Source organism: Streptomyces sp. NPDC007983, assembly GCF_042958345.1.
GTDB lineage: Bacteria > Actinomycetota > Actinomycetes > Streptomycetales > Streptomycetaceae > Streptomyces.
Genome location: NZ_JBIBJI010000003.1, coordinates 730,764 through 755,940, shown reverse-complemented (window position 1 = coordinate 755,940; position 25,177 = coordinate 730,764). Strand labels below are relative to the sequence as shown.

28 protein-coding genes are annotated in these 25,177 nt (G+C 72.3%); 20 read left to right on the top strand and 8 right to left on the bottom strand.

The window, feature by feature from the left end:
- The first annotated feature begins 1 nt into the window (after position 1).
- From ACFZCY_RS12600 to ACFZCY_RS12590, 3 genes are all read left to right on the top strand, one after another.
- Positions 2–1,225: an alpha/beta fold hydrolase gene (locus ACFZCY_RS12600; protein ID WP_391171748.1), complete on the top strand. Its 1,224-nt coding sequence runs from the start codon at positions 2–4 to the stop codon at positions 1,223–1,225.
- 75 nt (positions 1,226–1,300) lie between these two features.
- The gene (gene tsaE / locus ACFZCY_RS12595) at positions 1,301–1,795 is read left to right on the top strand and encodes a tRNA (adenosine(37)-N6)-threonylcarbamoyltransferase complex ATPase subunit type 1 TsaE (protein ID WP_391171746.1); all 495 of its coding nucleotides are present in this window, start codon (positions 1,301–1,303) and stop codon (positions 1,793–1,795) included.
- Between the two features lie 140 nt (positions 1,796–1,935).
- Positions 1,936–2,121 carry a hypothetical protein gene (locus tag ACFZCY_RS12590; RefSeq protein ID WP_391171744.1) on the top strand — a complete coding sequence of 62 codons (186 nt, stop codon included), beginning with the start codon at positions 1,936–1,938 and terminating at the stop codon, positions 2,119–2,121.
- 15 nt (positions 2,122–2,136) lie between these two features.
- Here ACFZCY_RS12590 and ACFZCY_RS12585 read toward each other — a convergent pair whose 3' ends face one another.
- Positions 2,137–2,697, bottom strand: a complete 561-nt coding sequence (locus ACFZCY_RS12585; protein WP_391171742.1) for a hypothetical protein — start codon at positions 2,695–2,697, stop codon at positions 2,137–2,139.
- Between the two features lie 128 nt (positions 2,698–2,825).
- Between ACFZCY_RS12585 and tsaB the strand changes: the two genes are divergently transcribed.
- The 6 genes from tsaB to ACFZCY_RS12555 all read left to right on the top strand — a co-directional run bounded on the left by tsaB (position 2,826) and on the right by ACFZCY_RS12555 (position 6,682).
- Positions 2,826–3,500 (top strand): tRNA (adenosine(37)-N6)-threonylcarbamoyltransferase complex dimerization subunit type 1 TsaB, encoded by a 675-nt coding sequence (gene tsaB, locus ACFZCY_RS12580; RefSeq protein WP_391171740.1) that lies wholly within the window; start codon positions 2,826–2,828, stop codon positions 3,498–3,500.
- Between the two features lie 26 nt (positions 3,501–3,526).
- Positions 3,527–4,018 carry a ribosomal protein S18-alanine N-acetyltransferase gene (rimI, locus tag ACFZCY_RS12575; protein WP_391172136.1) on the top strand — a complete coding sequence of 164 codons (492 nt, stop codon included), beginning with the start codon at positions 3,527–3,529 and terminating at the stop codon, positions 4,016–4,018.
- Positions 4,011–5,117, top strand: coding sequence for a tRNA (adenosine(37)-N6)-threonylcarbamoyltransferase complex transferase subunit TsaD (gene tsaD, locus ACFZCY_RS12570; protein ID WP_391171738.1), 1,107 nt, complete (start codon positions 4,011–4,013; stop codon positions 5,115–5,117). The genes rimI and tsaD overlap by 8 nt, the downstream gene beginning before the upstream one ends.
- A complete protein-coding gene (locus ACFZCY_RS12565; RefSeq protein ID WP_391171736.1) occupies positions 5,114–5,368 on the top strand; it encodes a hypothetical protein in 255 nt (84 codons plus the stop codon). The genes tsaD and ACFZCY_RS12565 overlap by 4 nt, the downstream gene beginning before the upstream one ends.
- Before the next feature lie 33 nt (positions 5,369–5,401).
- Positions 5,402–5,977: a hypothetical protein gene (locus tag ACFZCY_RS12560; protein WP_391171734.1), complete on the top strand. Its 576-nt coding sequence runs from the start codon at positions 5,402–5,404 to the stop codon at positions 5,975–5,977.
- An 81-nt stretch (positions 5,978–6,058) separates the two neighbouring features.
- The gene (locus ACFZCY_RS12555; RefSeq protein WP_391171732.1) at positions 6,059–6,682 is read left to right on the top strand and encodes a hypothetical protein; all 624 of its coding nucleotides are present in this window, start codon (positions 6,059–6,061) and stop codon (positions 6,680–6,682) included.
- Between the two features lie 12 nt (positions 6,683–6,694).
- Here ACFZCY_RS12555 and ACFZCY_RS12550 read toward each other — a convergent pair whose 3' ends face one another.
- The 3 genes from ACFZCY_RS12550 to ACFZCY_RS12540 form a co-directional block, all read right to left on the bottom strand.
- On the bottom strand, positions 6,695–7,009 hold the full coding sequence (locus ACFZCY_RS12550; protein WP_391171730.1) for a WXG100 family type VII secretion target: 315 nt from the start codon (positions 7,007–7,009) through the stop codon (positions 6,695–6,697).
- 75 nt (positions 7,010–7,084) lie between these two features.
- Positions 7,085–7,288 carry a DUF397 domain-containing protein gene (locus ACFZCY_RS12545; RefSeq protein WP_391171728.1) on the bottom strand — a complete coding sequence of 68 codons (204 nt, stop codon included), beginning with the start codon at positions 7,286–7,288 and terminating at the stop codon, positions 7,085–7,087.
- 27 nt (positions 7,289–7,315) lie between these two features.
- A complete protein-coding gene (locus tag ACFZCY_RS12540; RefSeq protein WP_391171726.1) occupies positions 7,316–8,167 on the bottom strand; it encodes a Scr1 family TA system antitoxin-like transcriptional regulator in 852 nt (283 codons plus the stop codon).
- Between the two features lie 158 nt (positions 8,168–8,325).
- Here ACFZCY_RS12540 and ACFZCY_RS12535 point away from each other — a divergent pair, with 158 nt between their 5' ends.
- Positions 8,326–8,787: an ATP-binding protein gene (locus ACFZCY_RS12535; RefSeq protein ID WP_391171724.1), complete on the top strand. Its 462-nt coding sequence runs from the start codon at positions 8,326–8,328 to the stop codon at positions 8,785–8,787.
- Here ACFZCY_RS12535 and ACFZCY_RS12530 read toward each other — a convergent pair.
- Positions 8,784–9,965 carry a methyltransferase domain-containing protein gene (locus tag ACFZCY_RS12530; RefSeq protein ID WP_391171722.1) on the bottom strand — a complete coding sequence of 394 codons (1,182 nt, stop codon included), beginning with the start codon at positions 9,963–9,965 and terminating at the stop codon, positions 8,784–8,786. The two genes, ACFZCY_RS12535 and ACFZCY_RS12530, sit on opposite strands and share 4 nt — an antisense overlap.
- A gap of 77 nt (positions 9,966–10,042) precedes the next feature.
- On the opposite strand from ACFZCY_RS12530, the gene ACFZCY_RS12525 reads away from it, so the two are divergent.
- From ACFZCY_RS12525 to groL, 3 genes are all read left to right on the top strand, one after another.
- Positions 10,043–10,945, top strand: coding sequence for a polysaccharide deacetylase family protein (locus tag ACFZCY_RS12525; protein WP_391171720.1), 903 nt, complete (start codon positions 10,043–10,045; stop codon positions 10,943–10,945).
- A gap of 242 nt (positions 10,946–11,187) precedes the next feature.
- Positions 11,188–11,496 (top strand): co-chaperone GroES, encoded by a 309-nt coding sequence (groES, locus tag ACFZCY_RS12520; RefSeq protein WP_009715799.1) that lies wholly within the window; start codon positions 11,188–11,190, stop codon positions 11,494–11,496.
- 140 nt (positions 11,497–11,636) lie between these two features.
- Positions 11,637–13,262 carry a chaperonin GroEL gene (gene groL, locus ACFZCY_RS12515; protein ID WP_391171717.1) on the top strand — a complete coding sequence of 542 codons (1,626 nt, stop codon included), beginning with the start codon at positions 11,637–11,639 and terminating at the stop codon, positions 13,260–13,262.
- 105 nt (positions 13,263–13,367) lie between these two features.
- Here groL and ACFZCY_RS12510 read toward each other — a convergent pair whose 3' ends face one another.
- A complete protein-coding gene (locus tag ACFZCY_RS12510) occupies positions 13,368–14,141 on the bottom strand; it encodes an SDR family NAD(P)-dependent oxidoreductase (protein ID WP_391171715.1) in 774 nt (257 codons plus the stop codon).
- Between the two features lie 366 nt (positions 14,142–14,507).
- Between ACFZCY_RS12510 and ACFZCY_RS12505 the strand changes: the two genes are divergently transcribed.
- Positions 14,508–15,428 (top strand): LysR substrate-binding domain-containing protein, encoded by a 921-nt coding sequence (locus tag ACFZCY_RS12505; protein WP_391171713.1) that lies wholly within the window; start codon positions 14,508–14,510, stop codon positions 15,426–15,428.
- Positions 15,429–15,574: 146 nt separating this feature from the next.
- Here the strand turns inward: ACFZCY_RS12505 and ACFZCY_RS12500 are convergent, their stop codons facing one another.
- Positions 15,575–15,889 (bottom strand): WhiB family transcriptional regulator, encoded by a 315-nt coding sequence (locus ACFZCY_RS12500; RefSeq protein WP_055557379.1) that lies wholly within the window; start codon positions 15,887–15,889, stop codon positions 15,575–15,577.
- Positions 15,890–16,286: 397 nt separating this feature from the next.
- Here ACFZCY_RS12500 and ACFZCY_RS12495 point away from each other — a divergent pair, with 397 nt between their 5' ends.
- The 4 genes from ACFZCY_RS12495 to ACFZCY_RS12480 all read left to right on the top strand — a co-directional run bounded on the left by ACFZCY_RS12495 (position 16,287) and on the right by ACFZCY_RS12480 (position 20,666).
- A complete protein-coding gene (locus ACFZCY_RS12495) occupies positions 16,287–16,898 on the top strand; it encodes a response regulator transcription factor (protein WP_003948568.1) in 612 nt (203 codons plus the stop codon).
- 307 nt (positions 16,899–17,205) lie between these two features.
- Positions 17,206–17,817: an RNA polymerase sigma factor ShbA gene (locus ACFZCY_RS12490; protein ID WP_391171710.1), complete on the top strand. Its 612-nt coding sequence runs from the start codon at positions 17,206–17,208 to the stop codon at positions 17,815–17,817.
- A 127-nt stretch (positions 17,818–17,944) separates the two neighbouring features.
- Positions 17,945–19,447 (top strand): IMP dehydrogenase, encoded by a 1,503-nt coding sequence (gene guaB / locus ACFZCY_RS12485; protein WP_055557377.1) that lies wholly within the window; start codon positions 17,945–17,947, stop codon positions 19,445–19,447.
- A gap of 94 nt (positions 19,448–19,541) precedes the next feature.
- On the top strand, positions 19,542–20,666 hold the full coding sequence (locus ACFZCY_RS12480; RefSeq protein ID WP_063736842.1) for a GuaB3 family IMP dehydrogenase-related protein: 1,125 nt from the start codon (positions 19,542–19,544) through the stop codon (positions 20,664–20,666).
- Positions 20,667–20,730: 64 nt separating this feature from the next.
- On the opposite strand, the gene ACFZCY_RS12475 is transcribed toward ACFZCY_RS12480, so the two are convergent.
- Positions 20,731–21,402 carry a hypothetical protein gene (locus ACFZCY_RS12475; protein ID WP_391171707.1) on the bottom strand — a complete coding sequence of 224 codons (672 nt, stop codon included), beginning with the start codon at positions 21,400–21,402 and terminating at the stop codon, positions 20,731–20,733.
- Positions 21,403–21,724: 322 nt separating this feature from the next.
- Here ACFZCY_RS12475 and ACFZCY_RS12470 point away from each other — a divergent pair, with 322 nt between their 5' ends.
- A complete protein-coding gene (locus ACFZCY_RS12470; RefSeq protein ID WP_391171705.1) occupies positions 21,725–22,873 on the top strand; it encodes a rod shape-determining protein MreB in 1,149 nt (382 codons plus the stop codon).
- A 108-nt stretch (positions 22,874–22,981) separates the two neighbouring features.
- Positions 22,982–25,177: a DUF6049 family protein gene (locus ACFZCY_RS12465; RefSeq protein ID WP_391171703.1), complete on the top strand. Its 2,196-nt coding sequence runs from the start codon at positions 22,982–22,984 to the stop codon at positions 25,175–25,177.

The following is a 25,177-nucleotide window of genomic DNA, read 5'->3' as shown; positions in this document are numbered from 1 at the left end:
CATGGGCGACGAGAGCACGGTGGAGATGGCGACGAAGGTCGCGGCGGGGGCCACAGCCGTGGGCTGGCGCCGGGGCGCCGGGTTCGCGGGAGCCGCGATCGGCGTGGTCGCGGCGGGCGCGGCGATGGGCGTCGCCCTGGAGCGGCTGACGGTCGGCCGCGGCGTACGGCGCAAGGCGCGGCTGGCGCTGGACGCGGAGGGCCCGTACGGCACGCTGCGCGGCGTCCCCGGCCGGGCGGTCGCCGACGACGGCACGGAGCTGTACTACGAGGTCGAGGAGATACGCGAACCGGCCGCGCCCGCCCGCCGCAAGCGCCGGTTCGCGCGCCGGGCGGCCACCGCGCCGGTGACCGTGATCTTCAGCCATGGCTACTGCCTCGGCCAGGACTCCTGGCACTTCCAGCGGGCCGCGCTGCGCGATGTGGTCCGCACCGTCTACTGGGACCAGCGCTGCCACGGCCGGTCCCAGCGCGGCTGCTCCCAGACGAACGGCACCCAGGTCACGATCGACCAGCTGGGCCGCGATCTGAAGGCCGTGATCGACGCGGCGGCGCCCGAGGGGCCGCTGGTGCTGGTCGGCCATTCCATGGGCGGCATGACGATGATGGCGCTGGCCGCCCAGTACCCGGAGCTGATCCGCGAGCGGGTGGTCGGCGCGGCCTTCGTCGGTACGTCGTCGGGGCGGCTCGGCGAGGTCAGCTTCGGCCTCCCGGTGGTCGGCATGAACGCGGTGCGGCGGGTGCTGCCCGGGCTGCTCAAGGCGCTCGGCTGGCAGGTGGAGCTGGTGGAGCGGGGCCGCCGGGCGACCGCGGACCTCTTCGCGGGGCTGATCAAGCGCTATTCGTTCGGGACGAAGGACGTGGACCCGGGGGTGGCCCGGTTCGCGGAGCGGCTGATCGAGGCGACGCCGATCGATGTGGTCGCCGAGTTCTATCCGGCGTTCATCGCCCACGACAAGGCGGCGGCGCTGCCGTCCTTCGACGGGGTGCCGGTGCTGGTGCTGGCCGGGGACAAGGACCTGATCACGCCGATGGAGCACAGCGAGGCCATCGCGGAGCTGCTGCCCGGCGCGGAGCTGGTGGTCGTGGAGGACGGCGGCCATCTGGTGATCCTGGAGCACCCCGAGGTGGTCAACGGGCATCTGGCCGAGCTGCTGACCCAGGTGGTGAGCGGCGCCGGGAGCGTCCCCGGGGGCGGCGCGAGCCGCCGCTCGGCCCGGGGGTAGCCGCCGCGGCGGCGGCTGTTCGGCCGGGGCCGAGGCGGCACGTACCGCGTTCCCGGGGCCCGTACCATCGCCGGTATGGACGTAGGCACGCGCATGACCGTCACCTCGCCCGAGCAGATGCGGGACCTGGGCCGCCGGCTCGCCAAGCTGCTGCGCCCCGGCGACCTGGTGCTCCTCACCGGGGAGCTGGGCGCGGGCAAGACCACGCTGACCCGCGGCCTGGGCGAGGGCCTGGGCGTACGGGGCGCGGTCACCTCGCCCACCTTCGTGATCGCCCGCGTCCACCCCTCCCTCTCCGACGGCCCGCCGCTGGTCCACGTCGACGCCTACCGGCTGGGCGGGGGCCTGGAGGAGATGGAGGACCTGGACCTGGACGTCTCGCTGCCGGATTCGGTGATCGCGGTGGAGTGGGGCGAGGGCAAGGTCGAGGAGCTGTCCGAGGACCGGCTGCACGTGGTGATCGAGCGGACGGCCGGGACGGACGCGGAGGAGAGCGACGTCCGCGGCGTCGCCGTGACCGGTGTGGGGCCGCGCTGGGCGGACGAGGACCTGGCGTCGCTGGCGGGCTGAGCCCCGGGGAGATTCGGGAAGAGTTTCCGACAGGCCGTCGGCATGATGTTGCACTCCGGGCATCGGACGTGGTCACATGGAAAGGGAAGCGTGGTTAGGCGTGCCTAACCGCCTGCCCCCAGGACCCTCAGGAGGCATCCATGTCGGCCCACGAACCCACCGCCCTGGACGACCCCCGGCGTGATGACCGGTCACCGTCGATGAGGGACCTGCTGGCGGCCTGTGCGGCGGCGAACGCCGTCTCCACCCCACCGGCGGAGGCTCCCGCCGACGCCCCCTCCACCGTGGAGACACGGCAGGACGGGCCGGAGCGCGACGCGGCGTAGCGGCCCCGCGAGGGGTTACTTGATCACGACGACCTTCGTGCCCGGCTGCGCGAACTCCCACAGCGCCGTGCCGTCCGCCCGGGACTCCCGCACCGCGCCGGTCTTCTTCTGCGCCTGCGGATCCGGCATCGCCCCGTCCATGGCCGCACTGAAACCGAACGTGACTCCCCCGTCCTGGTGAAACACCACGATGTGCTCCACCTGCACCCCGTCCGACCCGACACCGCTCGGGTTACGGGAGGTGACCTGGTACGTGCCCGGCTCGGGGCTCGCCGAGCTGGCACCCACCGGGAAGGTGCGGGTGGCCTTGCCGTCGGCGCCGACCAGCCAGACCCGGCTGTCGCCCAGGGCGTAGACGACGCGCACACCGGTGCCGGAGCCCCCGGGCAGCGCGGTGGAGTTCTTCTCCGCCTTGTCCTTCGTCCTGCCCTTGGCGTCGTTGGCGTGCGAGCTGCGCCGCTCCTGGGTGCGGTGGTCGGGTGCGGTGGCCTTGGCCTGGTAACCGAGAAAGCCGACGACCCCCAGCGCGGCCGCGGTCAGAACGGCCACGGCGGGCCCGGTGCTGCTCCTTGGCACGGTGGCCACCCTCTCCTGCGGTCAGTACGTGCTTACCGCCCGTACGCACTTCCTGACGACGGTAGCACCGGTGGACGGCCGCAACCGGTCCACCGCGACCGCCGCCCGGGGCGCCGTAGGCTGTCCTCGTGCTGTTGCTCGCGCTTGATACCGCCACCCCCGCCGTCACCGTCGCTCTCCACGACGGCGCCGAAGTCCTCGCCGAGACCGCCGAGGTCGACGCCCGGCGCCACGGCGAGCTGCTGCTGCCCGCCGTCCACCGGACCCTGGAGACGGCGGGCGTGGAGCTGGGCGCCGTCACGGAGATCGTCGTCGGCGTCGGCCCGGGCCCGTACACCGGGCTGCGCGTCGGGCTGGTCACGGCCGGCACCTTCGGGGCCGCGCTGAACGTACCCGTGCACGGGCTGTGCACGCTGGACGGGATCGCGTACGCCGCCGGGCGGGCCGGGCTCACCGGCCCCTTCGTGGTGGCCACCGACGCCCGCCGCAAGGAGGTGTACTGGGCGCGGTACGACGACCCGCTGACCCGCGTCACCGACCCCGCCGTCGACCACCCCGCCGACCTCACCGAGCGGCCCGGCGTCGCCGGGCTCCCGGCCGTCGGCGCGGGCGCCCTGCTCTACCCGGACGCCTTCGCGCACGTCCCGCCGGGCATGCCCGAGCACCAGTCGGCGGGCGCGCTGGCCTCCGTCGCCGCCGGGAAGCTGGCGCGCGGCGAGGAGCTGCTGCCCGACCGGCCGCTCTATCTGCGCCGCCCCGACGCCCAGGTGCCCGCCAACTACAAGGTGGTCACCCCCAAGTGACGGACACGACCCCCGTGCTGCGCGAGATGCGCTGGTGGGACATCGACCGGGTGCTGGCGCTGGAAGAGGATCTGTTCCCCGAGGACGCCTGGTCGCCCGGCATGTTCTGGTCCGAGCTGGCACACGCCCGCGGCGGCGGCGCGACCCGCCACTACACGGTCGCCGAGGACGGTGAGGCCATAGTCGGCTACGCCGGGCTGGCCGTCTTCGACCGCACCGGCGACGTCCAGACCATCGCCACCGCCCGCGACCACTGGGGCACCGGCCTCGGCGCCCGCCTCCTCACCGACCTGCTCACCGCCGCGACCGCCTTCGAATGCCGCGAAGTGCTCCTCGAAGTGCGCGTCGACAACACCCGCGCCCAGCGCCTCTACGAGCGCTTCGGCTTCGAGCCCATCGGCATTCGCAAGGGCTACTACCAGCCCGGCAACGTCGACGCGCTGGTCATGCGCCTGACCGGCCCGGCGGCGACCCTCGCGACCCCCTCATCCGTACAAGGAACGAAGACCCATGGCTGACGAACCGCTCGTTCTCGGCATCGAGACCTCCTGCGACGAGACCGGCGTCGGGATCGTCCGCGGCCACACCCTGCTCGCCGACGCGATCGCCTCCAGCGTCGACGAACACGCCCGCTTCGGCGGCGTCGTCCCCGAGGTCGCCAGCCGCGCCCACCTGGAGGCGATGGTCCCGACCATCCAGCGCGCCCTGAAGGACGCCGGAGTCGCCGCCTCCGACCTCGACGGCATCGCCGTCACCGCCGGTCCCGGCCTCGCGGGCGCCCTGCTCGTCGGCGTCTCGGCCGCCAAGGCGTACGCGTACGCCCTCGGCAAGCCGCTGTACGGCGTCAACCACCTCGCCTCCCACATCTGCGTCGACCAGCTCGAACACGGCGCGCTGCCCGAGCCGACCATGGCGCTGCTGGTCAGCGGCGGCCACTCCTCGCTGCTCCTCGCCCCCGACATCACCGCCGACGTACGGCCGCTGGGCTCGACCATCGACGACGCGGCGGGCGAGGCGTTCGACAAGATCGCCCGGGTGCTGAACCTCGGCTTCCCCGGCGGCCCCGTCATCGACCGCATCGCCCGCGACGGCGACCCCGACGCGATCGCCTTCCCGCGCGGGCTCACCGGCCCGCGCGACGCCGCGTACGACTTCTCCTTCTCCGGCCTCAAGACGGCCGTCGCCCGCTGGATCGAGGCCAAGCGGGCGGCGGGCGAAGAGGTTCCGGTCGCCGACGTCTCGGCCTCCTTCCAGGAGGCGGTGGCCGACGTCCTGACCCGCAAGGCCGTCCGCGCCTGCAAGGACGAGGGCGTCGGCCACCTGATGATCGGCGGCGGCGTCGCCGCCAACTCCCGGCTGCGGGCCATGGCCGAGCGCCGCTGCGAGGACGCGGGCATCACGCTGCGCGTGCCGCGCCCCAAGCTGTGCACGGACAACGGCGCGATGGTCGCCGCCCTCGGCGCGGAGATGGTCGCGCGCGGCCGGTCCGCGTCGGCCTGGGACCTGTCGGCCGACTCCTCCCTCCCGGTGACGGACCCCCACGTCCCGGCGCCCGCGTCCCCCTCCCACGACCATGACCACGTGCACGAGCTGAGCCGGAAGAACCTGTACGCATGACCGTCGCCCTGATGTGGGAAGCCCGCGCCGTCGAGGGCCGGGGCGAGGACCTGCTCGCCTGGGCCGCGGGCCAGCCCCTGAACCCCGCGCCGCTGCGCCGCGAGACCTTCCGCGCGCCCGAGGACCGGGTGCTCGTGATCACGTGGTGGGACGGCACGTACGACACCCCGGGCCTTCCCGAACTCCCCGAGCCGGGACCGGACCTGGCGCGCCGGGCGGTCCACCGGTGGCGCTTCGAGTCGGTCGGGTAGCGGAACCAGCACGCCGTTCCACTGCGAGACACCATGACACTCACCTTCGCCCGCGACCTCGACTCCAAGCGCTACCTCCTGCGCCCTCGAGGCTCCGACCCCCTCCACGTGCGCCGTGGCGCCCCCGACGGCCGCCCCCTCCCCGAGGGGTGCAAGCCACGTTTCGTCATCGCCGCCGATGCGGGCGGGGCCTCGCCGCTCGCCGTGGTCGTCCGGAAGGGCGATCGTCGCCTCGCCGTGCTCACCCCCGACCACGAGCTTGTGGCCGAACTGGGCCTGCCGCCGCGGAAGAAGCGGTGGCGGCGTCTGTACGAGATCCACTTGCCCGACGGGACGGTGCTGCACGGGCGGGAGGGGACGGTGCCGTCGCTGCTCCTGTGCCTGCTGCTGCTGCCGTTGGCTCTTCTGTACCTGGTTGGCCTGGCGATGTCCGACATGCCCGCCGCCGACTTCAGCGCCCCGCTGCGGACGGCCTGGAAGCGGCAGGGTGCGGTTTTCGGCAGGGTGGCCATGACCGAGTCCGTGCGCGGCCGGTTCCGGGTCCGGGGCGACGGGCTGGACCACCGGGTGGCGTACGCGCAGGCGGTGGCGAAGTACTGGAAGGGGTGACCGGCCGACAGGACCGCCGGTTCCTGTGAGCCGCGGAGGAATGAAGTTCATGCCTCCGGGAGAACTGAGAGACTGCGTTCCATGACCCCGCCCGACGCCCTGCCACCGCCACCACCCGCCCCGGACATGCGTCCGTGGCCCGACCGTGCCGGCCTGCTCGCCGACCGGGCGCGGGCGATGGGGACGCTGGCGCGGTGGTACATGGCGCCGCACCGGGCGCTGCTGCTGTGGCTGCTGACGCTGGTGTTCGCGCTGGGGTGGACGCTGGCGGTGTCGGGGTTCCAGTTCCTGGTGACCGGCCAGATCGTCGAGCACATCCTCGGCGTGATCTTCCTCGGGCTGGCGCTGGGCGCCACCGTCCCGTCCAGCCTGGGCCTGGCGTCGGGCATCCGGCGGGACGTGTTCGTCGGCGCGCGGCTGCGGGACTGGGCGGAGCTGGGGCGGGATCCGCAGACGCTGCCGCACTGGAGGGTGTCGGGCAGCGCGCTGCTGTGGCTGCTGCCGTCGCTGCTGCTGTGCTGCCTCGGGCTGGTGCTGGGCGCGTCCACGGCGATGTCGGACCTCGGCGCGGAGACGTTCCGGGTGGCGATGGGGATCGCCGTCGTCTTCGCGGTGGCGGGCGGTCTGGGCCTGGTCAAGGCGATCGGCTACTACCGTCTGGTCAACCGCGAACTCAGCCCCGACGACGCCGAGGGAACCGACTGACGTAAGGCCGGCTCAGTCGGACGACCGCTGCATCGACTGGAAGCGGTGCAGCAGGTCCAGATACCGCTCGCCCAGGCTCTCGCCGCGCCGCTTCGTCGCGTCCTCGACGTGCAGCAGCATCTGCCGGATGCGGGCCGCGTCCCGGTAGGCGTCCCGCTGGAGCTTCTTGTGCGCGGTCGCCGCGGGGCCCTTCCAGTCGTCGCCGACCGTCTTCGCCAACTGGTCGAGGCCCGCGACCGTCTCCTCCAGGTAACGCAGCATCTCCTCCAGGTCCTGAAGGAGATCGGACAGTTCCTGGTCCGATACCGGTCGCTTCTCGTCACTCATGTTCCATGCCCCTGCCACCTCCGGTCCGGCCCCTCAGCGGGATGATCGTGCCATGACCGGGGCCGGTCCGGAGGGCTACCTCGCAAGGTGGTCGAACTCGCCCGCCTTGATGGCATGCAGAAGGGGCCGCAGCTTCGCGGGGGTGGTGGTCATCACGGTGCCGGGATCGTCGCTTTCGCGCAGCGCTATGGCGTCGGGTCCTATGGAGGCGAGCTCTATGCAGGAGTTGCCGTCCCCTTGCGTGGAGTACGAGGACTTCTGCCAGTTGATCTCAGACATGTCTTTGCCTTCAGGGGTGTCTTGCCTTCAGAGATGTCGGGCGATGCCGTGGATCATGTCACGTGACTCCTTCTGGGAGAGGGTCACTTTCATCGTCCGGGCCAGCACCGCCCGGTGATTGGTCAGCTGGGTCTGGGCGTCCAGGAACATGGGGCCGTGCGCGGCGTCGAGCTGCACGGTGTCCAGCTGCGGCACCGGGCCCGAGGCATAGGTGACCGATACTCCGGAGACCGGGAACCCGCCCGCCTCGAACGGGATGACCCGCACGGTGACATTCTTCCGCATCGAGGCCTCCAGCAGGCTGTCCAGCTGTCTGCGCATGAGCTGCGGTCCGCCGAGCCGCATGCGCAGACAGGCCTCGTGGATGATGAAGGTGCACGGCGGAGGGTCGTCCCGGTCGAGGATGTCCCGGCGCTTCATCCGGTGGGACAGCCTGCGCCTCATCTCGGCCGGCGACCACGCCGGAACGGCCTCGGCGAGCACGGCCCGTGCGTACTCCTCGGTCTGCAACAGCCCCGGCAGGAACATCAGCTCGACCACGCGCAGGCTCGTGGCGTAGTACTCCAGCTCGGCGAGGTCGAGCCCGCCGGTGGCGATATGGCCCCGGTACTCCTCCCACCAACCGCCCTTACGCTCGCGGGTCATGGCGACGAGCGCGTCGACGTACGCGTGGTCGGGACAGGTGTAGATGGCGGCGAGGGCCCGCACCCGCTCCTCGCTCACGCCGAACCGGGCCAGCTCCAGGTTGGTGATGTGGGTGCGGTTGATGCCCAGCCGGTCGGCGGCCTCCTGGATGCTGAGTCCGGCGCCCTCGCGCATCCTCCTCAGTTCTGTTCCGAGGCGGACTTGACGCGCGGTCGGGACGCTTCTGGGTGGCATGGCACTCCGTAACCCTTAAGGAGTAATTGTCGGGGAAATTCAACGGGGCCGTAGCAGTTGTTTGCATCACTGCCCTACCTTGGGTGCCGTCGCCGCTACTGCGCGTTGATCGCTGTAACGGTACGCGCGATATCGGCCCTTTCGCAGGGAGTTGACCCATGGAGTCCGACTACGAGTCCGACGACCGTCCACCGCGCCGCCCGCCCGTTCCCTCCAAGGACCCGTACGTCTACACGCTCCAGAGCAACCGGCATGCCACCTCCGCCAAGGTCTGCCGGGACTTCGTCGCCGTCGTGCTGGGCTCCGTGGGGCAGGAGGACCTGGTCGAGGTGGCCACCCTGTGCACCTCCGAGCTGGCCACCAACGCCTTTCTGCACGCCGAGGGCGACTCCCTGACGCTGCGCGTGGTGATCGAGCCTCCCCGCTTCCGCGTCCTCGTCTACGACGCCTCCGCCCAACTCCCCGGCGCCGCCCGCCTCCCCGCGGGCGACCGTCTCCGCGGCCGCGGCCTCGGCCTGGTCGCGGCCCTCGCCGACGCCTGGGGCACGGCGGACGCGGACCCCGCGGGGATGTACGCGAAGGCGGTCTGGTTCGAACTCCGGGCGGAACCGAAAAGCTAAGAGGCAGGGTGCCCCAGGAGCATCGTGGGGGCGCCCGCCGAGCGGGTGAGGAGGATCGTGCAGGCGTTCCCCCCTTCGAGCCGCAGCTTCTTGCGCAGATGCTCCGGCTCGACGGCCGAGCCGCGCTTCTTGATGGTCGCGATGCCGACCTCGCGCTCCCGCAGCAGCGCCCTGAGCCTCTTCAGGTTGAACGGCAGCACATCGGTGATCTCGTACGCGGTGGCGTACGGCGTCGGGCGCAGCTCGTCCGCGGTGATGTAGGCGATCGTCGGATCGATGAGGCGGCCGCCGATCCGGGCCGCGACGTCCGCCACGAGGTGGGCGCGGATGACGGCGCCGTCCGGTTCGTACAGCCAGCGGCCGACCGGGCCGGGCTCGGGGTCCGGGAGCTGGGTGCCGAGCAGCGAGTGGCCGGAGGGCAGCAGCGTGGCGCGGCGCATGCCGGGGCGGGCGGTGCCGAACCACAGGACGGCCTCCTTCACGTTCCCCTGGTCCGAGATCCACTCGGCCTCCGCGTCCTCCGGCACCGCCTCGTGCGGAACCCCGGGCGCGATCTTGAGGGCGGCGCGCGGGGCGGTACGGGCGGCCTCGATCGCCCAGGACAGCGGCGGGGAGTACGCCTCGGGGTCGAACACCCGGCCCCGGCCGCCGCGCCGGGCGGGGTCCACGAAGACCGCGTCGTGACGCGAGGTGTCGACCTCGGTGACATCGGCGCAGCGCACCTCGATCAGCTGCGACAGGCCCAGCGCGTCGGCGTTGGCCCGGGCGACCGCACAGGTCAGCGGATCGCGGTCGACGGCCAGGACGGTGAGCCCGGCCCGCGCCATCGCGATCGCGTCACCGCCGATGCCGCAGCACAGATCGGCCACGGTGCGCACCCCGAACCCGGTCAGCCGGTCGGCGCGGTAGGCAGCGACGGAGGTACGGGTGGACTGCTCGACGCCGTTCGGCGTGAAGTACATCCGATGGGCGTCCTCGGCCCCGAACTTGGGCACGGCCCGCTGCCGCAGCCGCGCCTGGGTCAGGGCCGCCGATACCAGGGCGGCCGGATGGTCGCGGCGCAGCCGGGTCGCGGTGGCCAGCTCCCGCGCCGGGTCGTAGTCCCGTAGCGCGGAGAGCAGCGCCTGCCCCTCGTCGCCGAGCAGTGAGTCGAAGGCGTCAACGTCCACATGGCCCATTCTCCCCGCTCCGGGGAGGGCATTCGCACCCCTACGGCGCGCGGGCGCGCACCGTGGAACCGAAGATCACTTTTGTGATGATGCTCAAGACTGGTGTTTCCAGGTGTCTGGTTCTCGCCGCCGCGGCAGCCCTGCTCACCGGGTGCGGGGGCACGGGCCCCGAGCCGCGCCCCGGGACGGGGAAGGCGGCCGGTCTCACGCGGTCGGCCTCGGCCTCCCCGTCCTCCGCGTCCCGGGCCTCCGGCGCACCACCGCCCGGGAGCGGGCGTGAGGACCGTCCGCACCCGCCGCCGGACGGGTACCGGCGCTGGGGGCTCGACCGCCCGCTGGACCCGCCGCCCCCGCCCGCCGTCAAACCCGCGCTCGCGCCGGTGTGGCCGCCGGTGCCGGGGCTGGCGACGGTCATCCGTCAGGTGGAGACGACCGATCGGGTGGTTTTCCTGACGCTCGACGACGGGATCGAGAAGGACCCGGCCTTCATCGACCAGGCCCGGGACCTCGGTCTGCCGTTCACCCAGTTCCTGGAGGACGAGGTGATCGGCGACCACTACGACTACTTCCGCGCGCTGCGCGAACTCGGCAACCAGATCGGCAACCACACGCTCACCCACCCCAGCCTGGCGGGCAAGGACTACCAGACCCAGCGTCACGAGATCTGCGGCCAGCAGGAGGCCCTCGGCGAACGCCTCGGGCTTCAGCCCCACCTCTTCCGTCCGCCGTACGGGGACTACGACCGGAACACGCTGCGGGCGGCGGCGGAGTGCGGGCTGAACAAGGCGGTGCTGTGGCGCGCCGAGATGGAGCCGCAGGGGCTGGTCTACCGCTCCGGGAGCGGGCTGCGGCCGGGGGACATCGTGCTCGCGCACTTCCGCGGCCCCGAGCAGCTGCACGGGCACAGCATGACCGACATGATCACCGAGCTGGTACGGGAGGTCCAGGCGCAGGGATTCACCGTGGCGCGGCTGGAGGACTACATCTGACCGCGTCCGAGGACCGCTCGTGGGGGCGGCCGCGTCCGGACGTCCGTGCGGTCCGTCGCCGCCTCGCTTGGCACTCTGGTTGACGGAGTGCTAACCGCGTCATAATGTCAGGGCTGGCACTCGGCACTGCGGAGTGCCAGCCACACAGCGACGGGCAGGTCCGGCACCCGCGACGACGGATCCACCTGGTCGCCACCTCAGACAGTTAACCCCGTGAGATCTCCGAAGGGGGAGGTCGGATCGTGACGACCGCCAGCTCCAAGGTTGCCATCAAGCCGCTTGAGGACCGCATCGTGGTCCAGGCCGTCGAGGCCGAGCAGACCACGGCCTCTGGCCTGGTCATCCCGGACACCGCCAAGGAGAAGCCCCAGGAGGGCGTCGTCCTGGCCGTCGGCCCGGGCCGTTTCGAGGACGGCAAGCGGCTTCCGCTCGACGTTTCCGTCGGCGACGTCGTGCTCTACAGCAAGTACGGCGGCACCGAGGTGAAGTACAGCGGCGAGGAGTACCTCGTCCTCTCGGCTCGCGACGTCCTCGCGATCGTCGAGAAGTAATCACCGAAGTCTTGCCTTGAGCCGCGCCCCGGTGCCCGTGTCACAGATACCCGGGGTCGGGGCGCGGTTCGTTTTTTTGACGCGACGGCGGCTGCCTCGTTACGGCGGCCGAGGATCGCAATGAGAGGACATACGCAACCATGGCGAAGATCCTGAAGTTCGACGAGGACGCCCGTCGCGCCCTTGAGCGCGGCGTGAACAAGCTTGCGGACACCGTCAAGGTGACGATCGGCCCCCGCGGCCGCAACGTCGTCATCGACAAGAAGTTCGGTGCTCCGACCATCACCAACGACGGTGTCACGATCGCCCGCGAGGTCGAGGTCGAGGACCCGTACGAGAACCTGGGCGCCCAGCTCGTCAAGGAGGTGGCGACCAAGACCAACGACATCGCGGGTGACGGCACCACCACCGCCACCGTGCTGGCCCAGGCGCTGGTCCGCGAGGGCCTGCGCAACGTGGCCGCCGGCGCCTCCCCGGCCGCCCTGAAGAAGGGCATCGACGCCGCCGTCAAGGCCGTCTCCGACGACCTGCTGGCCACCGCCAGCCCGATCGACTCCAAGTCCGACATCGCCGCCGTGGCCGCGCTGTCCGCCCAGGACAAGCAGGTCGGCGAGCTGATCGCCGAGGCGATGGACAAGGTCGGCAAGGACGGTGTCATCACCGTCGAGGAGTCCAACACCTTCGGCCTGGAGCTGGACTTCACCGAGGGCATGGCCTTCGACAAGGGCTACCTCTCGCCGTACATGGTGACCGACCAGGAGCGTATGGAGGCCGTCCTCGACGACCCGTACATCCTGATCCACCAGGGCAAGATCTCCTCCATCCAGGACCTGCTGCCGCTGCTGGAGAAGGTCATCCAGGCCGGCGCCAGCAAGCCGCTGCTGATCATCGCCGAGGACGTGGAGGGCGAGGCCCTGTCCACCCTCGTCGTCAACAAGATCCGCGGCACCTTCAACGCCGTCGCCGTGAAGGCCCCCGGCTTCGGTGACCGCCGCAAGGCGATGCTCGGCGACATGGCCACCCTCACCGGTGCCACCGTCATCGCCGAGGAGGTCGGCCTCAAGCTCGACCAGGCCGGTCTGGACGTGCTGGGCACCGCCCGCCGCGTGACCGTCACCAAGGACGACACCACCATCGTCGACGGCGGCGGCAACGCCGACGACGTGGCCGGCCGCATCGCCCAGATCAAGGCCGAGATCGAGGCCACGGACTCCGACTGGGACCGCGAGAAGCTGCAGGAGCGGCTCGCGAAGCTGGCCGGCGGCGTGTGCGTGATCCGCGTGGGCGCGGCCACCGAGGTCGAGCTCAAGGAGAAGAAGCACCGTCTGGAGGACGCCATCTCCGCGACCCGCGCCGCGGTCGAGGAGGGCATCGTCTCCGGTGGTGGCTCCGCGCTGGTCCACGCCGCCAAGGTGCTCGAGGGCAGCCTGGGCAAGGAGGGCGACGAGGCCACCGGTGTCGCCGTCGTCCGCCGCGCCGTCGTCGAGCCGCTGCGCTGGATCGCGGAGAACGCGGGCCTCGAGGGCTACGTCATCACCTCGAAGGTCGCCGAGCTGGAGAAGGGCCACGGCTACAACGCCGCGACCGAGGAGTACGGCGACCTGGTGAAGGCCGGCGTCATCGACCCGGTCAAGGTCACCCGCTCCGCGCTGGAGAACGCCGCGTCCATCGCCTCGCTGCTGCTCACCACCGAGACCCTGGTGGTCGAGAAGCCGGCCGAGGAAGAGGCCGAGGCCGCCGGTCACGGTCACGGCCACGCGCACTGACGCGAGCCGAGCGCCACGCGAAGGCGCGGCCGCCCCGCACGGGGTGGCCGCGCCTTCGCGCGTTGACGCGCCCGGCGGCGGGGCGCGCGTCCGGTACCGGCCCGCTCACCCCTTGACCGGGGCCCGGCCCACCTTCGAGGAGACGCCCGCCACCGCCGCCCGCGGCACCAGCTTCGCCAGCCCGGTCAACGCCTTGTACCGGGGGTCCGGAATCGACAGCGACTTCCCCCGCGCGAAGTCCTTCAGGGCCGCCGCGACCAGCCGGTCCGCGTCCAGCCACATCCAGTCCGGCGCCTTCTCCGGCTTGATCCCCGCCCGGGCGTGGAACTCCGTCCGCACCAGCCCCGGGCACAACGCCATCAGCCGCACCCCCGACTGCGCCAGGTCCTTCGCCGCGCCCTGCGTGAACTGCACGACCCACGCCTTGCTCGCCCCGTACGTCCCGCGCGGGAAGAAGGCGGCCACCGAGGCCACGTTGATCACCCCGCCGCGCCCCCGCGCCCGCATCGTCCCGGCGGCGGCGCTGGTCAGCCGCAGCACCGCCTCGCAGTGCAGCTTCAGCATCCGCAGCTCATCGGCGAGCGGCGCCTCCAGATAGCGGCCCTTGTTGCCGAACCCGGCATTGTTTACGAGCAGATCGACCGGATGTGTACGGTCCCCCAAGCGCTCCTCGACCGCGGCGATACCGGCGTCCTCGGACAGGTCGGCCCGCAGGACCTCCGCCTCGACCCCGTGCCGGTCGTGGAGGTCGGCGGCCTGGTCCCGCAGCCGCTTCTCGTCGCGGGAGACCAGCACCAGGTTGTGCCCGTCCGCCGCGAGCCGGCTCGCGAAGGCGGAGCCGATGCCCGCCGTGGTTCCGGTAATCAATGCAGTCGTCATACGCGCACGTTATCGGCCGGACGATCACCGTGCGCCCGGGCGCCGCGGCCCCGGGCGGCCCGCCCCGGCCCGGAGGGGGTGTCTTGCCGATCATGCCGGGCTCCCGACGCCGCTGTGACATCAGCCGCTGCCGCGGCGGGCGGCACATCGCGGCCCCGCGCTCGTCGCTCCCCCAGATACCGTTGGGAGGTGCCCCCTGCGCTCTCCTCACGCGGGTTGCGATGCTCCCCCAGCTACCGCTGGGAGGTGCCCCCTGCACCAGACGCCGCTCGCTGATCCGGCCCGATCGACAAGACACCCCCTACGCCGTCAAAGCACCGGCGCGATATTCCGGTCCGCACCCAAGTGCCCCTTATGCTCGGGGGCATGATCGAGGCCCGTCATCTGAAAGTGCTGCGCGCGGTGGCCACCACCGGTTCCTTCTCCGCCGCCGCCCGCGAGCTGGGCTGCACCCAGCCCGCCGTCAGCCAGCAGATGAAGGCCCTGGAGCAGTCCACGGGGACGCCGCTGCTGATCCGTACCGGGCGGGAGATGCGGCTGACCGAGGCGGGCGAGGCGCTGGTCCGGCACGCGGCGGGCATCCTGGCCGGGCTGACCGCCGCGGAGGAGGAGGTAGCGGCGCTCGCCGGGCTGCGGGCCGGGCGGGTGCGGCTGGTGTCGTTCCCCAGCGGCAGCTCCACGCTGGTGCCGACCGCGCTCGCCGGGATGCGCGCCGCCCACCCGGGAACGCGGGTCTCCCTGGTGGAGGCCGAGCCGCCGCGGTCGGTGGAGATGCTGCGCGGCGGCGACTGCGAGATCGCGCTCGCCTTCCGGTACCCCCACGCGGGGCCCGCGGCGGGTACGGACGCGGACCCGGCGGCGGGATGGGACGACCTGGTGGTGCGGCCGCTGCTGCGGGACCGGCTGGTGGTCATGGTCCCGCACGATCACCGGCTGGCCGGGGCCGGGACGGTGGGCATCGGGGAGCTGGCCGAGGAGCCGTGGATCGCGGGCTGCCCGCGGTGCCGTCGCCATCTGGTGGAGGTGTGCGAGGCCGAGGGCTTCACCCCGCGGATCGACTTCGCGACGGACGACTACCCGGCGGTGGTCGGGCTGGTGGGGGCCGGGCTCGGGGTCGCGGTGCTGCCGGAGCTGGCGGTGGAGTGCGTGACGGCCAAGGGGACGGCGACGCTGGAGGTCACGCCCGAGGTGCGGCGCGAGGTGGTGGCGCTGACGCTGCCGGACCTGGCGCGGGTGCCCGCGGTGGCGGCGACCCTGGACCGGCTGGAGCTGGCGGCACGCCGCTGACGTACGAAAACCCCGCCGCCGACATGCGAAAACCCTGCCGCTGACGTGCGAAAACCCGCCGATCGTCGGTGGGAACGGTCGGCGGTGATGGGGCGATGGTTGCTGATGGAACGTTTCTTCAGGGCGGAGAAGGGCCGGGATCCCGGTCAGGACCCCGGGGCTCCCGAGGAGGCCACCGTGCGATGGCGGGCCCGCCCCATCAGCTCCTCGCGCTCGTCCTCGGTCAGTCCTCCCCAAACCCCGTACGGCTCGCGTACCGCCAGGGCGTGAGCCGCGCACTGCGCCCGTACCGGGCAGCGCATGCACACCTCTTTCGCCGACATCTCGCGCGCGCTGCGGGCGGCGCCGCGCTCCCCTTCGGGGTGGAAGAAGAGCGAGCTGTCGACACCACGGCACGCGGCCAGGAGCTGCCAGTCCCACAGATCGGCGTTCGGACCGGGAAGACGGGAGAAATCTGCCATTGCCTTGTCTCCTCGAAGCGATCGGCTGCGGACGCTGTGTCCCGGGTCGTACACCTACTGTGTAAGTAGATGTAAATATGACTCATTGCGAATCTAGCCACACAGACCGGCAAATTGGAAGCAAGGTCGCCAAATGCCACCGAAGGGGATGACCTTTGGGGGAGACGTGACAGGGCGCGACCTGCGCGGGGAAGCGCCTCCGTGTCCGAGGGCTCACGTAGAGTGTCGAAGGTGGCCGCCGAACCCCGTAACTCTTTCGGGTGACCGTCGTTGAGAGTGCGGAGGCGGTTGATGGGTAAAGCTCTCGGACACATATCCGGGGCTGTCAATCGCTCAGGTGACGATATGTACCAGCCTGGAGGCTCAAGGTGACGCGCATCATCTGCGGAGGGCGGCCATGACATCCGTCCTCGTCTGCGACGACTCCCCGCTCGCCCGAGAAGCGCTGCGCCGCGCGGTGGCGACGGTGCCCGGCGTCGAGCGGGTGACGACGGCGGCCAACGGCGAGGAAGTCCTCCGCCGATGGGGCGCCGACCGCTCGGATCTGATTCTGATGGACGTGCGCATGCCCGGCCTCGGCGGAGTCGAGACCGTGCGCCGGCTGCTCTCCGCCGACCCCGGCGCCCGGATCATCATGCTCACGGTCGCCGAGGACCTCGACGGGGTCGCGCTGGCCGTGGCCGCCGGCGCCCGGGGCTATCTGCACAAGGACGCCTCGCGCGCCGAGCTGCGTGCGACCGTGACGCAGGCCCTCGCCGACCCGACCTGGCGGCTGGCCCCGCGCCGGCTGCGCTCCGCCGAGATGGGCGCCGCGCCCACGCTCACGGCGCGGGAGATCCAGGTGCTGGAGGGCATGAGCCACGGCCGGTCCAACGCGGAGATCGGCCGTGAGCTGTTCCTCTCCGAGGACACGGTCAAGACGCACGCCCGCCGGCTGTTCAAGAAGCTCGGCGCGTCCGACCGGGCCCATGCGGTGGCCCTCGGATTCCGCTGGGGCCTGGTCCGCTAGGCGGTCCGGGTCCGTATCGACGGTCTATCGACGAGATGCTGCGCAGCGGGGGCGCTACGGTCCCCGCCCGCCTCGGGTGGCGGGCGGGGCGAGAGCGTGCGCGGCGCCGGCCGGTGACGGCGGCTTGTACCGGTTCCCCGCGCGATGCCGCATCCTTGAAGGTGTGGAGTTCCTCGGGGACGAGTCGGTCGGGCGTGAGGGGAGAGCGCAGGACGTGACGACTACCGGCGCACCTGCTCATAACGCTTCAGCGCACAACTATGGACGTGATGCCACGGAGCCGCCGGGCCCAAGGCACCATGGACGGATGCGCGACGACGAGAGTCCAGGGCCCCCCAAGGCGGGCAGCCCGGGGACGCAAGGGGCGATCGGTGCCCTCGTCGGGCGCGCGGTCGAAGGGGACGAGCAGGCCACTCACGATCTGCTGGCCCATGTCCATCCGCTCGCCCTGCGCTACTGCCGCACCCGGCTGTCCCGACTGCCGGGTGACGCTCGTCATTTCGTGGACGACCTGGCGCAAGAGGTCTGCCTCGCGGTGCTGTGCGCGCTGCCGCGCTACCGCGACACCGGCAAACCCTTCGAGGCGTTCGTGGTGGCCATCGCCTCCCACAAGGTCGCCGATCTGCAGCGGGCGGCCATGCGCCACCCCGGTTCCACGGCGGTGCCCTCGGACGAGATGCCGGAGCAGCCGGACGATTCGCTGGGCCCCGAGGAGCGGGCGCTGCTGAGCAGCGACGCGGAATGGGCCAAGAAGCTGCTCGCGAACCTTCCGGAGAACCAGCGCGAACTGGTGCTGCTGCGCGTCGCGGTCGGGCTTACGGCGGAGGAGACCGGGCAGATGCTCGGCATGTCGCCGGGCGCGGTGCGGGTCGCTCAGCACCGGGCGCTGAGCCGGCTGCGCGCGCTGGCCGAACAGTAGCGCGAGTGGTCGCTCCAGGCGGCGTCACCAGCGGTATTCGTCGGTTGTCCACAGGGCGGAATGTGACACCGGGGATGGCCGTTAGCATGGGAGTCCGCGCTGGGGCAAGACCATTTGGAAGGGTGTCATGACTGACAACGTCGACGGAGTGCCTGAGAAGTTCGCGATGCTCGGGCTGACGTACGACGACGTGCTGCTGCTGCCGGGCGCCTCCGAGGTGCTGCCGAACGCGGTCGACACCTCGTCCAGGGTCTCCCGGAACGTGCGGGTGAACGTACCGCTGCTGTCGGCCGCCATGGACAAGGTCACCGAGGCCCGGATGGCCATCGCCATGGCCCGCCAGGGCGGCGTGGGCGTGCTGCACCGCAATCTGTCCATCGAGGACCAGGCGAACCAGGTCGACCTGGTGAAGCGGTCCGAGTCCGGCATGGTCACCGACCCGATCACGGTCCGGCCGGACGCCACGCTGCACGAGGCGGACGCGCTGTGCGCGAAGTTCCGCATCAGCGGCGTCCCGGTCACCGACGCCGCGGGCAAGCTGCTGGGCATCGTCACCAACCGGGACATGGCCTTCGAGGTGGACCGGGGCCGTCAGGTCCGCGAGGTCATGACCCCGATGCCGCTGGTCACCGGCAAGGTCGGCATCTCCGGTGACGACGCGATGCAGCTGCTGCGCCGCCACAAGATCGAGAAGCTGCCGCTGGTCGACGACGCGGGTGTGCTCAAGGGCCTGATCACGGTCAAGGACTTCGTGAAGGCCGAGCAGTATCCGAACGCGGCGAAGGACGACGAGGGCCGGCTGGTCGTCGGCGCGGCCGTCGGCGTCGGCGACGAGGCGTTCGACCGGGCGCAGGCGCTGGTCGAGGCCGGGGCCGACTTCCTGGTGGTCGACAGCGCCCATGGGCACAGCCGGGGCATCCTCGACATGATCGCCAAGGTGAAGTCCAATGTCTCGGTCGACGTGGTCGGCGGCAATGTCGCCACCCGTGACGGCGCCCAGGCGCTGATCGACGCGGGCGTGGACGGGGTGAAGGTCGGCGTCGGCCCGGGCTCCATCTGCACCACCCGGGTGGTCGCGGGCATCGGCGTCCCGCAGGTGACCGCGATCTACGAGGCGGCCCGCGCGTGCCACGCGGCCGATGTGCCGCTGATCGGCGACGGCGGCCTGCAGTTCTCCGGCGACATCGCCAAGGCGATCGCGGCCGGCGCGGACACGGTGATGCTGGGCAGCCTGCTCGCCGGGTGCGAGGAGTCGCCGGGCGAGATGGTCTTCATCAACGGCAAGCAGTTCAAGTCCTACCGGGGCATGGGCTCGCTGGGCGCGATGCAGACCCGCGGCCAGGCCCGCTCGTTCTCCAAGGACCGCTACTTCCAGGACAACGTGCTCTCCGAGGACAAGCTCGTCCCCGAGGGCATCGAGGGCCAGGTGCCCTACCGCGGCCCGCTGGCCTCGGTCGCCCATCAGCTGGTCGGCGGCCTGCGCGCCTCCATGGGGTACGTCGGCTCGGCGTCCGTGGCGGAGCTGAAGGAGAAGGGCCGCTTCGTGCGGATCACCTCCGCGGGCCTCAAGGAGAGCCACCCGCACGACGTCCAGATGGTCTCCGAGGCGCCGAACTACTCCGGGCGTTAACCCGCGGGACCCCCGCGCGACCCCCGCGCGACGGGCCGCGCGCGGGGGATGGCGATACTGGTACGGCAGAACAAGCCAGCGAAAGGCACCCCACGTGACTGAGATCGAGATCGGGCGCGGCAAGCGCGGCCGCAGGGCGTACGCGTTCGACGACATCGCCGTCGTGCCGAGTCGTCGCACCCGGGACCCGAAGGAGGTCTCGATCGCCTGGCAGATCGACGCCTACCGCTTCGAGCTGCCGTTCCTGGCCGCCCCGATGGACTCGGTGGTCTCCCCGCAGACCGCGATCCGCATCGGCGAGCTGGGCGGCCTCGGGGTGCTCAACCTCGAGGGCCTGTGGACCCGGTACGAGGACCCGGAGCCGCTGCTCGCCGAGATCGCCGAGCTGGACGAGCGCACCGCGACCCGCCGGCTCCAGGAGATCTACGCCGAGCCGATCAAGGAAGAGCTGATCGGGCAGCGGCTGAAGGAGGTGCGCGACTCGGGCGTGGTCACCGCCGCCGCCCTGTCGCCGCAGCGCACCGCGCAGTTCTCCAAGGCCGTGGTGGACGCCGGGGTCGACATCTTCGTCATCCGGGGCACCACCGTCTCGGCCGAGCATGTCTCGGGTGCCGCCGAGCCGCTGAACCTCAAGCAGTTCATCTACGAGCTGGACGTCCCGGTCATCGTGGGCGGCTGCGCCACGTACACCGCCGCGCTGCACCTGATGCGCACCGGCGCGGCCGGGGTGCTCGTCGGGTTCGGCGGCGGCGCCGCCCACACCACCCGCAATGTGCTGGGCATCCAGGTGCCGATGGCCACGGCGGTGGCCGATGTCGCCGCCGCCCGCCGGGACTACATGGACGAGTCCGGCGGCCGCTATGTGCATGTGATCGCCGATGGCGGGGTCGGCTGGAGCGGCGATCTGCCGAAGGCGATCGCGTGCGGCGCCGACTCGGTGATGATCGGCTCGCCGCTGGCCCGGGCCACCGACTCGCCGGGCCGTGGCCACCACTGGGGCATGGAGGCCGTGCACGACGAGGTGCCGCGCGGCAAGCGCATGAACCTGGGCGTGGTCGGCACCACCGAGGAGGTCCTGCTCGGCCCCTCGCACACCCCGGACGGGTCGATGAACTTCTTCGGCGCGCTGCGCCGGGCGATGGCGACGACCGGCTACTCGGAGCTGAAGGAATTCCAGCGCGTCGAGGTGACGGTGGCCCCGTCGAACGACAAGCGCTGAGCGCACGCGCAGGACATGGGGAAGGCCCCGGCCGCATCGCGGCCGGGGCCTTCCCCATGCTGTGCTAGCGGTTGCTGACCCGGAAGGCGGTACCGGCGGCGGCGATCGGGGAGAGGATCATGAAGATCCAGGTGATCGCGTCGGCGTCCTTCTTCCAGGTGTCGAACAGGTCGCCGAAGTGGTCGAAGAAGATCTCGTTCGCGGACGGGATGTCGGCGGAGGCCGCGGCGGCGCCACCGATCTTGTCCACGTAGTTGGCGGTCGCGTCGTTGAGGATCATCGCGTAGCCGTACAGCTCGCCGAGGAAGATGGCGACGAGCGCCAGAACCGCGCCGACCACCCACAGCGCGACGTTGCGGCCGCCGAGCTTGGCGACCACGAGGCCGACGAGCGCGCCGAGGGCGACACCGGCGTAGGCGAACTTCCGGACCTCCGGCGGATTCGACTCGGTGTCCGCGAGCGAGCTCAGCAGGAACGCGTACGCCAGCGCACCGACGACAGCGGCCACGATGGCGGCACCGACCGCGGCGAGCGGGTTGCCCTGGCGGCCCACCTGCGGCGCGGGCGGCGGGAATCCGCCGCCGAACTGCGGCTGGGACGCGCCGGGCTGCGGGTGCTGCGCCTGCGCCTGCGGGTAGCCGTAGCCGGGCTGCGGCGGGGCGGGCTGCTGCGGGTAACCACCCTGCTGCTGCGGGTAACCGCCTGGCTGCTGTGGCTGCTGCCAGTTCTGGCTCATGAAATCCCCCGGGGATGAAGGTGATTCGCGTTCGGGGACAGCCGTGGCCGAAATGCGGCGACGGCGGGGAACGCGAAAGATTCGAGCCATAAAGTAACAGGAGTGCATGACAATCAGACAAGTCACTTCTGGGGTCCGTGACACGCCTGGGACCAGACGGAGACATGGTGTCCCGGTAAAGACGGACATTGATCCGCTATTCGGTGACGCGCCGGGCGCCCGGGATGCGGATCAGTCGTACAAGTGGGGCGGGGAGTCCGCGCGGTGGAGCGAATATCCGCGGCGACAGGACAGAATCCGGCATAAGCAATAATGTCAACTTATGGCGCAGAACAAGTCGTTCACTGGGCGAGACATGGGCATCGACCTCGGCACCGCGAATACGCTGGTGTACCTGCGGGGCAAGGGCATCGTGCTCAACGAACCGTCGGTCGTGGCGGTCAACACGGCCGACGGCAGTGTGCTGTCGGTGGGTTCGGCGGCAAAGGAGACCATGGGGCGGACCCCGACGAACATTGTCGCCGTTCGACCGCTCCGCGATGGGGTCATCGCCGATTTCGAGGTCGCCGAGCGCATGCTGCGGTACTTCATCAAGAAGGTGATGGGCAGCCGGCGGCTGGCCCGCCCCCGCGTCGTCGTCTGTGTGCCGTCCGGCATCACCGGCGTCGAGCGTCGCGCGGTGATGGAGGCCGCGACCCAGGCCGGGGCGCGGCAGGTGCATCTGGTGGAGGAGCCGATCGCGGCGGCGATCGGCGCGGGCCTGCCGGTGGGCGAGCCCACCGGCTCGATGGTCGTCGACATCGGCGGCGGTACGACGGAAGTCGCCGTCGTCTCGCTGGGCGGCATCGTCACCGCGCGCTCGGTGCGCACGGCGGGCGACGCGATGGACGTCGCGATCAGCACGTACGTCAAGAAGCAGTACGCGCTGGCCATCGGCGAGCGGACCGCCGAGGAGATCAAGGTGTCGATCGGGTCCGCCTCGCCGACCGGCTCCTGGTCCGCGCCGCGCGGCGGAGCGTTCGCCCGGCTGACGGAGCGCAATGTCGAGGTGCCCGACAGCGGTGACAACGAGGACACCCAGGCCCTGCAGCCGCCCGACCGCTGCACCATCCGCGGCCGGGACCAGGCCACCGGGCTGCCCAAGGTCCTCGAACTCACCGCGGACGAGGTGCGGCACGCGCTCGCCGAGCCGGTGGATAGCATCGTCGCCGCCGTCCGGTCCACGCTGGACGAGACCCCGCCGGAGCTGGCGGGCGACATCATGGACCGCGGCATCGTGCTCACCGGCGGCGGCGCGCTGCTGAGCGGCCTGGACGTACGGCTCGGCCGTGAACTGGACATTCCGGTGCTGGTCGCCGACGACCCGCTGGACTGCGTCGCCGTCGGCACCGGCCGCTGCGTCGAGGACTTCGCTTCGCTGCGGGCCGCGATGGACGCCAGCCCCCGCCGCTCGGACACCGTGCGGGTCTGACGCCCCGCCGCACCCCACTCCATCGGGCCGCCCCGGCGTGCGGCCCGGCAGCCGCCGTGGTCGGCTGGTGACCGGACCGGTTCGTCAGGCGGGAGGTACGGCGGCGAGGTGACGGCGGGAGCACGGGTGTACGGGTGGACGATCGCCGTGGCGGTCGCGCTGCTCCTGCCCGGCGGGCCCGCCACCGCCGCCCCGGCCGCTGCCGCCGACAGCGCCGCCACGCCCGTCGGCACGCCCGCCGCCCCGGCCGCGCGCGCCCCGCGCCCGTACCCGCTCACCGTCGAACTGCGGTCGCTGAGCCCCACCGTGGTCCGCCACGACGGCGACCTCAGGATCAGCGGCAGCGTCACCAACACCTCCGGGCACCGCGTCACCGGCGCCCACATCGGCGTGCGCATCGGCGCGGCCGGGTCCGCCGACACCCGCGGCGCGCTCGCAGACCACGCCGCGCGCACCACCCTGACCCGCGCCGACGGCGCCGAAGTCGCCGCCCACACCGCCCGCCTCGCCCGGCTCGGCGCCCACGCCGCCGGGCGCCGCTTCGATCTGACCGTGCCCGTCTCCGGCCTCGGGCTGGACGGCCCGGGCGCGTATCCGCTCACCGTGACCGCGACCGCCGCGGACGGCCGGGTGCTCGGCCTGACCCGCGGCTATCTCCCCGCCTACCCCGACGGCACCGGCCTGGAGCGGCTGCGCACCAGCGTCCTGTGGCCCCTCACCGACGTCCCCCACATGGAGGCGCTGACCCGGCGCACCGGCGACGGCAGCGTGCTGCCGGTCTTCCGCGACGACGCGCTGACCGCCGCGTTCGGCCCCGGCGGGCGGCTGCGGCGGCTGGTCGAACTGGGCGAGGACGAGCCGGTGACCTGGGCCGTCGACCCCGATCTGATCGTCCAGGCGCAGGCCATGACGCGCGGCTACCGGGTGGCCCGCACCCCCGGCAGCAGCGATCCGCAGGAGGCCGGGCCGGGCAGGGGCGGCCGGGAGGCGGCCGGGTGGCTGGCCGCGCTGCGCAAGGCGGTGCGCGGCCGGGACGTCATCGCCCTGCCGTACGCGGACCCCGATCTGGCCTCGCTCGCCCGCGGCGGCGACCCGGCGCTGGCCGCGCTGCTGCGACGCGCGTCCGCCACCGGCACCAGCGTGGTGAACCGGGCGTTGGGCGTCCGCGCCCGCGCGGGGGTGGCCTGGCCCGCGGGCGGCATGCTGGACGCCGGGATCGCCGGGTACGCGCGGCGGCTCGGCCTGGACACGATGCTCGCCTCCGGCGAGGGGCCCGACTCCTACGGCGCGGCGCTCGTCGCCGGGGGCGCCACGGACGACGGGCCGGTCGCGCTCGGTGGCGGCGGCACCGCGCTGACGTACGACGCGACCCTCGCCTCCCTGCTGTTCCGCAGCCACCCGGCCGGGGGCGCCGCCGGGGCGCCCGCCCGGCTCGCGCTGCGGCAGCGGCTGCTGGCCGAGACCCTGACGGCGGTACGGGAGCTGCCGTACGCGGCGCGCGACCTGGTGCTCGTACCGCCGCGCCGGATGCCGGTCGGGGTCGGGCGGGCGCTGCTCTCGGCGCTGGCCGCGGGTCAGGAGGCGGGCTGGCTGGAGCCGTCGCGGTTCGGGGACGGCCTGCGGGCGCCGGAGGCGGGGGAGTTGCGGGACGGCGGCCATCCGGCCGGGCTGCGCGCCACCGAGCTGCCGCCGGAGCGGCTGGCGGCGGTGGCCCGGGACCGGCGGCGGCTGCGCGCGCTGGCCATGGTGCTGTCCGACGCGCGGGCCACGGTGGCGTCGGTGCGGGCGGCGCTGGCCCGGTCGGTCTCGACGGGGTGGCGGGGCGACGCGGCGGGGGCGCGCGCGTACCAGGAGGGTGTGGCCCGCTATCTGACCGCGTCGATCGCCTCGGTGCGGCTGGTGCCCAAGTCGAGGGTGGTGGTGACCGGGGGCTCCGCGACCATCCCGGTCACGGTCGCCAACGGGCTGCAGCAGGACCTCACCGGGGTCGAGCTGCGGGTGCTCTCCAGCCGCCCGGAGCGGGCCCGCGCGGTCGACCGCGCCGTGGACGTACGGGCGTCGCGCGCGGTGAGCCGTACGGTACGGGTCCGGGTGAGCGCGCACGCGAACGGGCCGGTGCGGCTCACCGCCCAGCTCTACACCCGCGCCGACGGGCGGCCGTGGGGAGCGCCGATGACGTTCACCGCCGAGGTGCGCTCGGTGCCGTCGGGCGCGGTCGCGTTCGTCGCGGGCGGGGTGGGGCTGATGGTGCTGGCGGCGACCCTGCGGCTGCGCAGCGCGCGGCGGCGGGGCGTCCGGAAGTGA